This window comes from Nocardia abscessus NBRC 100374 (genome assembly GCF_000308455.1).
GTDB classification, from domain to species: domain Bacteria; phylum Actinomycetota; class Actinomycetes; order Mycobacteriales; family Mycobacteriaceae; genus Nocardia; species Nocardia abscessus.
Genome location: NZ_BAFP01000044.1, coordinates 67,277 through 78,513 on the forward strand (window position 1 = coordinate 67,277; position 11,237 = coordinate 78,513).

An 11,237-nucleotide genomic window follows, 5' to 3' on the forward strand; every position below is an offset into this window, starting at 1 on the left:
TGCCGGGCTCAGTTGGGGGCGGCGCCGAGCGAGATGCCGGTGATGAAATCGGCGTTGATCGTCTGATCGGGGTGTTGCCGCCCGTAAACGGCGATGGCGGCGCCGACACGGATGTCCTTCGCCCGTTTGGCGACCAGGACGTACACCTTGGTGTCGGCGTCGGTGCTGACCTTGACGCTGTTGCCGGTCACCGCGTTCTTGACCACCAGGGTCGTACCGTCGTTGGCGGTGACCTTCCCGACCGTCACCGCGACGCCCGTTCGTGCGATAGGGCGAGGGGGTACGGGAGTGGTCGTGCGCACGGTGGACGGCGGTGGCGTGGTGCTCGGCGCGGCGGCCCGGGTCGTCGTGGGCGACGCCGCCGTTTCCGTGGAAGGGCCGACGAGTAGCCACCCGGACACCACCAGGATCAGCACACCGACGCAGAGTCCGACGAAGGCGGCGGCACCCGAGTTGTGCAACCGGTGCGGCTCGTCGTCCAGACGCCGTGGGGGTAGCGGAGGCATCCCCATTACCACTGTCCGCGAGAATGATTCGCGCTTCAGTGCGCGCGAGCCGGGATGCGGGGTGGAAGGGATGGATACCGCTGCTTCGCCCTCGGCGGTCGACGATGGGTCGGGCCTGCTCGAAGCAGCGGTGATCGATCTCGTTCGTGCCCTGGAAATAGTTGCCGCCGAGAGGGTTTCGGGATCGCCCCCGAGCCGCGCCAGCCGGCCTACTTCCGCTGCCTTGCGACCGTGCGTACTCCAGCGAGGCATGAGCCAAGCGTAAATATCTCAACGCCCGCGTTTGTTGTCACTGGCGGGAGTACCGGTGTGACCAGGGCGAACCGGTGATCATCGGCACAGTCGGTCGATCGCGCAGTGGCGGCAGTCTGGACGTCATCGCGTTTCGAGTCCGAAGAGACGTGTGCGCCAACGGATATCGGCTTCAGGCCGCAGCGAGGCAGTTCACACCGAGCCGGGCGGCACCAGTCGGGCTCGTTCAGGTGATCCTCCCGTGCATCGTCGATGATCGTTCCGGACGAGAATCCCGGCAGCACGGACCGGCCGGAGGTCGGCCTTGTTCGGACCGATCGGATCGAACCGGTAAAGGCTCCGTTCTGATTTCGAAGATGGACGGTGTGGGGCGGGAAGAGCTATCAGTCCCACAGTTGTGCGCAGGGGAGGTGCGGGAGGTCGTCGCGCAGGTTGTCGTCGACGGCTACCGTGATCTCCGGAAAGCGTTGCGCCAGTGCGCGTGCGAGGCTCTCGACCTGTTCGGCGCTCGCCTGGTAGTCCAGCGCTTCAGACGAACTATGTGAACCGGCGACGTGTCCTTTTCGTGGAGCGACTCACTATCCGCCGCCTTTGCGGTGGACCGGCCGACGCGGTCGTGCTTCAGAACGAACGCCACCCGGATCGGGCCACTGAGCTGACGTAGATCCGTCGCTCTGGAGCATTCGGTCCTCGCACATGCCACAGGATGTGCGAGGACCGAATCCGGGTGCCGCCGACCTCAGTAGGCCCCGTTGACGTTGTCCATCGAGCCGTACCGGTGAGCCGCGTAGTTGCACGCCGCCGTGATGTTGGCGACCGGGTCCCAGATGTCGAAGGCGGTGCCGTCGACGTGGTAGGCGTTGAAGGTCGGGTCGATCACCTGGAGCAGGCCCTTGGAAGGCGTGCCCTTCGCGGCATTGGAGTCCGAGAGGTTGATGGCCCGGGGATTGCCGCCGGATTCGCGCATGATGTTGCGGTGGATGCCCTCGTAGCTACCCGGAATGTTGCGGGCGCGCATGATGTCCAGCGATTGGCGAATCCAGCCGTCGAGGTTGTCCTCGTAGACCGGGGGCGGCGCGGGCAGGAAGCCGGGTGCGGGCAGCGCGGGCAGCGGAGGCAGTTCGGGCAGTCCGGGCAGCGCGAAGACCGGGGCGTCGATCGGCGCGGCGGCGGCGACCGGCTGGGGGGCGGACGGAACGCTGTCATCCGCCAAGGCCACCCCGGAGGATGCGCCGACGGCGATGACGCCGAGTGCGGCAACCACGAAGGCGCCGTTGCGGAATGACAGATGACGGAAAACGGAGTGGCGTGCGTCAGGCATGGCGAAATCAGTTCCTCGATCGTGCAGCGATTCAGCCGCAAGCGGCAGCGGGTATCGACGACGGGCATCCGGCAGGGAAGGCCGCCCGTCCGAGCTCATGTACTGTTTTCGGATTTTGTTGTGAAAGCCAGGGCGACGAATTCCTGGCGGCGCGACGCGGTGAGCTACCCGGGATCGATGCCCGTGGGGTGCCGCTGTCATGCGGGGAGAATCCGGTAGCGGTCTAGGCCACTGATTTCTCAGGTCTCTCCGACCCGGATCTCAGCTTGATCACGGTGGGTGAACGCACGGCAAACAAGTGGTTAACGAACGATATCTGCGATCTTGAAATCGCCTGTTCAGTGGCATATTCGTACTGTCTGAACAGGTAGTTTGGCGACAAACATGATCTGCATCACATGAACGAATTTCGGTAACGAAATGCAACATGGATGCGATGCCGCCCCGGCAAACTCGGTAGAATCGGGCGAGTTCCGACGAGCCGGGCCAAGGTGTCGGCAATTCCTTCGATTGCCCGAGCGACGTCGGTGTCCATGCATAGAAATTGATCTTGCCAGTGCCCTGCTATGGCCGGGGCGGAGAGCAGCGAGATCCGCCGAGTAAACGGAAACCCGTTGCCGCTTCGGGTTATACGGAGTGGCCGGATCGAGCGCGGTAGTGCCGGAAATGGCCGACGCAGACGCAGTGGCCCCAGATCGGAGTCGGTAGACGGACGGCGGTCGTGACGAGGGCGTTGTCGGATCGGGGTCGGCATGGCCTGCGATGCCGGAGCGAAAGAGTGCGGCGCCTTCGATGAGCTCCGTGAAGAGGAGAGCCTTCGTGCGGCAGACCGCTTCGGGCGTTCGGTGGTGTCATACTCCGGGTACCTCCGTCTACGACTGAGGTCGAAGGTTGTGCTACTCCTCGTCGAGAGAGCCGACAACGACCGTCTGTCTCCGATGGGCGGACAATTGTTCTGGGGGTCATCGCGGCAGCTCCGTAAGGATTGAGCACTCAGCGGCAGACTGCCACAGCGCTTTGGATCTTCAGCGGCTGCGGGTCAACGAGACTGTTCTCGCGACTATCGATGCTTCAACGCAATCGCGCACCGCCGCAATACCTTCCAGTTCAGCAGCGAACCTCGGCCAGTGCTGACGAACACGGTCGATGGTTTCCAGCGCGGTTGCCGAAAGGTTCTCCGAACTGCGTAGCTTTCGAGCGAGGCGATCGAAGTGATAAACGCGCATCGCATCGAAGCGTTTGTTACCCGCAAACTTCAGGCCGAGGTCCTCGGGGCCATCGCCAATGCCGTATGCCTCGGTCGACATGATGTCATAGGCCGGTGAGAGCGTGGGTACTCGTTTGTCCCGGTAGATCAGTGACCAGTTCTTCAGGTGCGCGTCGCCGTTGCCGATGAGGACGAAAAAAACAAGCCGCCGCACGAACTCGTGCAGGGCCGCCGTGTCGCGGCCTCGGTAGGCCAGCGAGGCGACGGTCTCGAAGTTCCCTTCGTATTTGTTGATTGGATAAACCGCCCGGACCTGGGCAAAATCCTCGATATGGACCAGCCGTCGATCGGCGTCGCGGTCGAAACGCCTGACTGCGTACGCATACTCCTCGTTGCTCGGCCATACACCTGCCGGAACTCCGTCGATATCGTCTCGATGCACCAGAGCGACCTCCGGAACATTGATGCCGACGGCGTCCGCGAACCGCATCATCGCGTACTCGTTACGCGGGACATCTGAGAATCTGGTGTCGGGCAGTTTGAGGATCCAGTCGCCCCCTTCGCCGGTGGCAGTGCAGGTGAAACGCCTACCATCTCGCAGCGTCGAGAACTTGAGGCCAACTCCGGCCAGCGAAAACTTCCACGGCTGATGCTCGCGCACCATTGGACCCGTCGATACGGCGGCAGATTCCAGTACGGCCGCGACATCGGGCACAGTGTGGAATTCAGCTGAGAGCACGCGCACCGCGCCGGGAAGATCATGACCGACTTGCGCCAAGAGTTCCATTTCGCGCTCCGGTGCGACGTCGCGCTCCGCCGCGATCCACTCACGCATCACTCCCTCAGGCAGAAGATTCGAAAACCACTGTGGTAATCGCAGATTCGCCGCAAACCGGGCACGAGGATCCTCTTCGAAACGAAGTCCGAGGACCGGACGATCGGCATCGGCAAGATACTCGTCGGTGAATTCGAACCAGGTGTAGTTGTCGTGGCTATACAGCCAGCCAATCCGCTGGTCGTGTAGCCAGACCGCGTGCCGGGCCGTCTCATTCATCGAGTTCCCAGTCCGTGTCATCGAGCATCGAGTCCTCGGTTTCGAGGTCGTCGACGACGAGATGATCGAGTGGCGGGGTGTCCTCGAATCCGATTTCCATGCGCTGAGTCAGGAAGTTCCTGACGGCAAGGGCGAGGGTTTCCTCGCGCCGCCGGACGAATTCTCGAGCTCGACCATCCTTCAGTAGGGAGGCGGCATCGGGAGCAATGGAATGCGACTCGAGGGTGAGTGCCCAATCCGACTCGTCTACGTAGATCGGGCGCGTCGCGAGGATCTCCGGAATCTCTGACGGTGCTGCTTCCAGCCCGGGCACCAGCAACCAGCGCGCTGCCGAGTCCTTTTTGAGTGCCGCGGCGACTCGTCGCGAGACGACCGCAGTAAGCGCGGGCCGCGGTGTCTGGGCTTCGCCGAGTGCCTCGACGAGATCGTTGCGGTCGAGGCGCTGCCCATCACGCAAAGATCGCGGGTGCCGCTCCCACATCGCGCACGCGATGATCTTGCCACTGGCATGATTGGTGCGGAACTGGTGCACATCGGGCCAGCTGATCCGGTCGGGAGGGATCGAATCGAGCAGCCCGGTGAGCGTTGCATCCAGGTCGTTCGGCTCCACTTTCGCGCACAGCGCCCGCGTGGTGCCAGTCGAACCACCGGGGAACAGAGCGGTTCCGGCCGCGGCTGCCCGCCAGTACCAACGACGCAACAGTTGGGTCTGTCTACTGTCCAATTCGGGGTGGTGGCCGAAGACCCGGGTCAGCACCACGAGCAGGTGCCGATACGGCAGAAACGCGAAATGCGGCGTATCGGCGTGCCGCTGCAAAAAGCCAACGGTGCGATCCAGAGCTTCTTGGGTCCGAAGGTAGGCCTCGTCGGCGTCTTCGCCAGGAAACTCCCCGGTACGCCGGTCATCGAACTCTGTGCGCATTTCACGCGTGACGTCACGGCCACGTCGAGCGAGGATCGCACTGAATATAGTATTGCCGTCCACGGTGCCGAAGCCGAGGTCGGTGCTGATGTGCCCGATGATGTCCTCGATCGCCGTGGAGGTCTTCCGGCCGGAATCGACGGTAGTCGGATGCAGGGCGGTAAACACCTCAGCGCGAGTAAGCCGCTTACCGTAGCTGTTCAGCCGATCGAAGATATCGCGCAGGACGGATTCATCTTGTGTCTCGACCACCGAGGCTGGGATCTTGAACTGACGAATTTTCTTGGCCGCGGCGGTCGCGACGTCGAAGTACTGCATCGCATCGGGAGAATCACGGAACCATGCCATGAGATTCTTCAGATCGAAAAGTGTGGGCAGCGGGATGGTATGCGGTTTGGCACCTGACGTTGGAACAATCTGACCCGACACCGGATCGAAACTTAGCGCGAACCGGTCGTCGTGCAGCGACTCCGAAGATAGTGCATTGGCCAACGTCGCCACTCGCTGCTGGCCGTCGACCACCCACAGTGCGTTATCCATCGCCGGTGCGTTGATCCGCAAAGCGCCCACTGTAATCGGGGCCGCTTCAGCCGGACGTGACCACAAGAGCAGACTACCCAATGGGTAGCCGCGCATGATGCTGTCGAACAGCCGCCGGGCATCCTCGATTCCCCACCGGAAGGGACGCTGGAATTCAGGAATCCTGACCTTCCCGTCGCGGACCATCGCGACGATCTCCTCCACCTCGAACACCCGCGCAGTCGGCGTCGTGCCCAGACTGGTGCTCATTGCCAGCTTCTCCTTCACCCCGGTGATCGTCTGTCTCTCGCACCTGACGGTGGTGCAGCGAGAGAACAATCGGCACCGAGACAGGCGTACACCAAACTATCAAGCCCAGGCGACAGCGACCGCCGAATAATGGAGGGCCGAGCCTGGCGCGATCGCGTCTGGTCTTTCGTACGTGCGGTTCTGCTTCGGCGCGGATAACAACCTGACGGTTCTCATAAGTGTGCCCAGGAGACCGATTCCAGCGCGCCCGCTGGACAATCGCCAGCGGCGCTGTGAGCGTTCGGTCAGCTCCCGAAGCGGGCCAGCACCGAGCTGGCTTCCTGGGAGGCGGTGCCTTCTTCGGCGAGGTGAGCCATTTCCGGGGCGATTTCGCGACCGTGGTGCGCCATCGCCTGGGCGTACAGCCGACCCGCCCGGTAGGAGGAGCGGACCAGAGGGCCGGCCATCACGCCTGCGAAGCCCATTTCCTCGGCCGCCTTGGAGTGCTCCACGAACTCCTCCGGCTTCACCCAGCGGTCGACCGGGTGGTGGCGCGGGGACGGGCGCAGGTACTGGGTGATGGTGAGGATGTCGCAGCCCGCCTCGTGCAGGTCGCGCATGGCCTGGGTGACTTCCTCCGGCGTTTCGCCCATGCCGAGGATGAGGTTGGACTTGGTGACCAGTCCCGCTTCCCGTGCGGCGGTCAGGACCGCGAGGGAGCGCTCGTAGCGGAACGCCGGGCGGATGCGCTTGAAGATGCGCGGGACCGTTTCCAGGTTGTGCGCCAGCACTTCCGGGCGCGCGGAGAAGACCTCGGCGAGCTGGTCGGGGTCGGCGTTGAAGTCGGGGATCAACAGCTCCACGCCCGTGTGCGGGTTCAGACGCTTGATGGCGCGGACTGTTTCGGCGTAGAGCCAGGCGCCGCCGTCTTCCAGGTCGTCGCGGGCGACGCCGGTGATGGTGGAGTAGCGCAGGCCCATGGCCTGGACGCTTTCGGCGACGCGGCGGGGCTCGTCGCGATCGAGGGCGGCGGGCTTGCCGGTGTCGATCTGGCAGAAATCGCAGCGGCGGGTGCACTGCTCGCCGCCGATCAGGAAGGTGGCCTCGCGGTCTTCCCAGCATTCGAAGATGTTGGGGCAGCCCGCTTCCTCGCAGACGGTGTGCAGACCCTCGCGCTTCACCAAGCCCTTGAGTTCGGAGTACTCGGGGCCCATGGTGGCGCGGGTGCGGATCCACTTGGGCTTGCGCTCGATGGGGGTTTCCGCGTTGCGGGCTTCGATGCGCAGGAGCTTGCGGCCGTTCGCGGCACGAGCGTCCGTCCCGGAGGAGGTAGCCTGCGTCGCCACGGAGGGACCCGGGAGTGCCGCAGCAGGTTCGGCCGCGGCAGCGCTGTGTGGTGTCGGGGTGTCGACTGTGGTCACTCGATCGACCTTACGCCGTCGCGCTCGGGGGCTGCGGGGTGGTGTCACCAGGGGTGACGCGGGGGATGTCGTGCTCGGTGACCGGCAGGTCGCCGTCCAGCGCGCGGATGATGGCGTCGGCCACCAGCGGCTTGATCTCGGCGACGGTCACTTCCCGGCCGAGTTCGCGGGTCAAGGTGGTGACGCCCGCGTCGCGGATGCCGCACGGGACGATGGCCTGGAACCCGTCCAAGGCGGAATTGCAGTTGAACGAGATGCCGTGCAGGGCGACGCCGCGCTGCACGCGCACGCCGATCGCGGCGATCTTGCGCTCGGCGAACAGGCCGGTGGCGGGCAGCCAGACGCCGGAGCGGCCCTCGACGCGGCCGCAGACGATGCCGAGGCCGGTGCAGACGGCGATCAACGCCTCCTCGAGGCGGCGCACGTAGTTGACCACGTCGACCGGCTCGGCGAGGCGCACGATCGGATAGCCGACGAGTTGACCGGGACCATGCCAGGTGATCTTGCCGCCGCGGTCGACCTGCACCACCGGACTGCCGTCGATCGGCAGATCCTCGGCCTCGGTGCGGCGGCCCGCGGTGTAGACCGAGGGGTGCTCGAGCAGCAGCAGATGATCGGATCCGCTGCCCTCGGCGCGCTGGTCGGCGATGGTGCGCTGCAGCTCCCAGGCGGCGTGGTAGTCGATGAGTCCGAGATCCTCGACCACGATCGGGGCCGTATCGAATCGGGCGGACAGGGTGGTGCGCGTGTCGGTCACAGCCATGACGGTACGCCCAGGGGATCGGCCACTTCCAGCACCTCGATGTGGGAACCCCCACAGCCGAAGGCAAGTTGCCAGCAGAGAACTGGCCGATTGCCCCGGCACGCCCACATCGGGAGATCGCCGAACCGTGAGTGGCACATGGCTGCGGCGAATCGCGAGTAGACCTCTCGGCGATGTGCCACTCGCGGGGGATTCGAGTGCCGCTCGCGCGAGAACCAAGGGTGCAGGTCGTGTGCTGGGACGGTCTCGCGCGCACTGAGGTACGGAGTGAACGGACAACCTGTGCGGATGCGAACGAATAGTGCCCGGATCGGAGGGAGAGCTTGCCCGGTCGCCGTTCGTAGCTGTGGGCGAGTCCGCTGCGGGTCCGCCTCGCAGCGTGCGAATCCCGGTCAGGCTTCGCGTCACGTGCTGAAATGCCTATCGACTCGAATACGGCACTTGCGTGGACAGATCGAGCAGCCTTCGTTCGCCGACCGTCTTATCGCACCGGGGTCCATAGCGACCTCCCGCCACTCCAATGAGTCTGCGAGAGGCGAATGAGCGAAGCGCGGCAGGCCCTGGACCGCAGCGGTTCAGGCGACCTCGACGGGCAGGGTCAATTGCATGAGCGTCAGGTCCATCCAGCGGCCGAATTTGTGGCCCACCTCGGGGAGGACGCCGACGGTGTGGAAGCCGAAGCGCTCGTGCAGAACGATCGAACCGGAGTTGCCGGATTCGATGGCGGCGATCATCGCGTGCACGGTGCCGCCCCGGCGGGCACGGTCGATCAGCTCGGTGAGAAGGGCGGTGGCGATGCCGCGCCGGTGGAAGCGTTCGTCGACGTAGACGGAGTTCTCGACCGTGTAGCGGTAGCCCGATTTGGTGCGCCAGGGGCCGTAGCTCGCGTAACCCGCCAGCTCGCGGTCGATCTCGGCGACCAGCACGGGCAGACCCGCGCCGGTGCGGGCCCGGAACCAGCCGAGGCGCTCGTCCAAGCCGACCCGCTCGGTGTCCCAGATCGCGGTGGACGTGGCGATATTCGCGTTGTGGATATCCAGGATCGCCGGAAGGTCCTCGAGCGTCGCGTCCCGGACGACGGTGGTGGGCCTGGTGTCGAGTCGGTCGGTCATCGAGCATCTCCGGGTCGTCCCACCGCGTCGGCCAGTGCGGCCCCGATGGTGGGATGGTGGAACTGGTAGCCCGCTTCCTCGAGGGCGGTGGGAATCGCCCTCGGCCCGCGCAGAATCGCCTCCTCCGCCATCTCACCGACCAGCGCACGCAGCGCGAACGCCGGGACCACGAGGGGAGTGGGACGATGCAGCGCCCGGCCGAGCGCGCGACTGAACTCGGCGTTGGTGACCGGTGCGGGGCCGACGACGTTGACCGGGCCGGACACCGTGTCGTGGGTGAGCGCGAAGACGATCGCGCCGATCTCGTCGGCCAGCGAAATCCACGGCGTGTACTGGCGGCCGTTGCCCAGCCGCCCGCCCAACCCGAGCGCGTACAGCGGGTGCAGCATGCCGAGCATGCCTCCGGCGCGTGACAGCACCACGGCGCTGCGCAACAGCACCGTGCGCGCCCCGGCGGCCGCGGCGGGCTCGGTGGCTTTCTCCCAGTCCCGGCACAGGGTGGCCAGGAAACCCGTACCGACGGGGGCGGTTTCGTCCACCACCCGATCGCCGGTCTCGCCACCGTAGTAATGCACTCCGCTGGCGTTGAGCAGCACGGGCACTTCCGCGGCGGCGACCGCGCCGGCCAGCACGTCGGTCGGCGTGATCCGGCTGTCGCGCAACTCCTGTTTGAAGCTGCCGGTCCAGCGGCGTCGGCCGACGCTCGCACCGCACAGGTTGACCACGGCGTCGGCGCCGCGAAGCGCCCGCTGGTCCAGGTGGGCGCGGACCGGGTTCCAGGCGAATTCGTCCGGGCCCGCCGCCTTTCTGCGGACCAGCCGGGCGACCTGGTGCCCGTCGCGGCGCAGAGCCGCGACGAGCGCTGTCCCGATCAACCCGGACGAGCCGGCGATCACGACCTTCATACGTGCCGCGGAACCTTCCTCACAGGCCGAGGTCGGCCTCGAACGCCGCTTCCTCGAGGCGGTGCCGGATCGTGGTCAGGAAACGACCGGCGTCGGCGCCGTCGATCAGGCGGTGATCGTAGGTGAGCGGCAGGTAGCACATCGAGCGGACACCGATGGACTCGTTGCCGGTCTCGTCGGTCACCACCACCGGGCGCTTGACGATCGCGCCCGTGCCGAGCATGCCCACCTGCGGCGGAAGCAGGATCGGGGTGTCGAACAGCGCGCCCTGGCTGCCGATGTTGGTGATGGTGAAGGTGCCGCCGGCGAGCTCGTCGGGCTTGAGGCCGCCGTTGCGGGCGCGATTGGCGATGTCGGCGATGGCGCGCGCCAGGCCGGCCAGCGAGAGGTCGCTGGCGTTGTGGATCACCGGGGACAGCAGGCCCTGCTCGGTGTCGACGGCGATGCCGAGGTGTACCGAGGCGTGGTAGGTGATCTCCTTGCTGGACTCGTCGTAGCTGGCGTTGACGTTCGGGTGCACGCCCAGCGCCTCGACGACGGCCTTGGCGAAGAACGGCAGGAACGTCAGGTTGACGCCCTCGCGCTCCTTGAACGTCGACTTGGCCTGCTTGCGCAGCGTGGCGATCTTGGTGACGTCGGCCTCGTGCACCTGGGTCAGCTGCGCGGTGGTCTGCAGCGACTCGCGGGTCTTGGTCGCGGTGATCTGGCGGATGCGGTTGGCCTTCTGCACCGTGCCGACCAGGTGGGCCAGCTGCGGGCGCGCCGCGGCGGGGGCCGCGGTGGGCGCCTTCGCGGCAGCCGGTGCGGACGCGGCCGGGGCGGCAGCGGGGGCAGGCGCCTTCTTCGCCTCGGCGGCGGCCAGCACGTCCTGCTTGCGGATGCGCCCGCCCACACCGGAGCCGGTGACGCTGGAGAGGTCGACGTTGTTCTCTTCGGCCAGCTTGCGGACCAGCGGCGTGACGTACGGGGTTGCGCCGTTGGAGGATTCGGCGGCCGCGGCGGCGGG

Annotated in this window: 9 protein-coding genes; all 9 read right to left on the reverse strand. The window is 65.9% G+C overall.

All coding sequences use genetic code 11. From position 1 onward, the window contains the following. Window positions 1–8: 8 nt before the first annotated feature. Window positions 9–506, reverse strand: coding sequence for a hypothetical protein (locus ON19_RS09405; protein ID WP_043689117.1), 498 nt, complete (start codon window positions 504–506; stop codon window positions 9–11). A gap of 991 nt (window positions 507–1,497) precedes the next feature. Then, on the reverse strand, window positions 1,498–2,079 hold the full coding sequence (locus ON19_RS09415) for a transglycosylase SLT domain-containing protein (RefSeq protein ID WP_043689120.1): 582 nt from the start codon (window positions 2,077–2,079) through the stop codon (window positions 1,498–1,500). Window positions 2,080–3,104: 1,025 nt separating this feature from the next. Further along, complete coding sequence (locus ON19_RS09420; protein WP_043689121.1) at window positions 3,105–4,340, reverse strand: type II toxin-antitoxin system HipA family toxin; 1,236 nt, start codon at window positions 4,338–4,340, stop codon at window positions 3,105–3,107. Continuing rightward, complete coding sequence (locus ON19_RS09425; RefSeq protein WP_157229637.1) at window positions 4,333–6,069, reverse strand: DUF262 domain-containing protein; 1,737 nt, start codon at window positions 6,067–6,069, stop codon at window positions 4,333–4,335. The genes ON19_RS09420 and ON19_RS09425 overlap by 8 nt, the downstream gene beginning before the upstream one ends. A gap of 266 nt (window positions 6,070–6,335) precedes the next feature. Then, window positions 6,336–7,451, reverse strand: coding sequence for a lipoyl synthase (gene lipA, locus ON19_RS09430; protein ID WP_372478706.1), 1,116 nt, complete (start codon window positions 7,449–7,451; stop codon window positions 6,336–6,338). Window positions 7,452–7,461: 10 nt separating this feature from the next. Then, a complete protein-coding gene (lipB, locus tag ON19_RS09435; protein ID WP_043689125.1) occupies window positions 7,462–8,214 on the reverse strand; it encodes a lipoyl(octanoyl) transferase LipB in 753 nt (250 codons plus the stop codon). Window positions 8,215–8,789: 575 nt separating this feature from the next. After that, window positions 8,790–9,326 (reverse strand): GNAT family N-acetyltransferase, encoded by a 537-nt coding sequence (locus ON19_RS09440; RefSeq protein WP_043689127.1) that lies wholly within the window; start codon window positions 9,324–9,326, stop codon window positions 8,790–8,792. Continuing rightward, on the reverse strand, window positions 9,323–10,231 hold the full coding sequence (locus ON19_RS09445; protein ID WP_043689130.1) for a TIGR01777 family oxidoreductase: 909 nt from the start codon (window positions 10,229–10,231) through the stop codon (window positions 9,323–9,325). Before ON19_RS09445 ends, ON19_RS09440 begins: the two co-directional genes overlap by 4 nt. 19 nt (window positions 10,232–10,250) lie before the next feature. After that, a partial coding sequence (gene sucB, locus ON19_RS09450; RefSeq protein ID WP_043689134.1) for a 2-oxoglutarate dehydrogenase, E2 component, dihydrolipoamide succinyltransferase occupies window positions 10,251–11,237 on the reverse strand: 987 nt, incomplete at its 5' end.

What these genes read in the sequence shown, in the direction of transcription:
- ON19_RS09405 (WP_043689117.1), bottom strand. Translation starts at nt 506, where the DNA reads ATGCCTCCGCTACCCCCACGGCGTCTGGACGACGAGCCGCACCGGTTG.
- ON19_RS09415 (WP_043689120.1), bottom strand. Translation starts at nt 2,079, where the DNA reads ATGCCTGACGCACGCCACTCCGTTTTCCGTCATCTGTCATTCCGCAAC.
- ON19_RS09420 (WP_043689121.1), bottom strand. Translation starts at nt 4,340, where the DNA reads ATGAATGAGACGGCCCGGCACGCGGTCTGGCTACACGACCAGCGGATT.
- lipB (WP_043689125.1), bottom strand. Translation starts at nt 8,214, where the DNA reads ATGGCTGTGACCGACACGCGCACCACCCTGTCCGCCCGATTCGATACG.
- ON19_RS09440 (WP_043689127.1), bottom strand. Translation starts at nt 9,326, where the DNA reads ATGACCGACCGACTCGACACCAGGCCCACCACCGTCGTCCGGGACGCG.
- ON19_RS09445 (WP_043689130.1), bottom strand. Translation starts at nt 10,231, where the DNA reads ATGAAGGTCGTGATCGCCGGCTCGTCCGGGTTGATCGGGACAGCGCTC.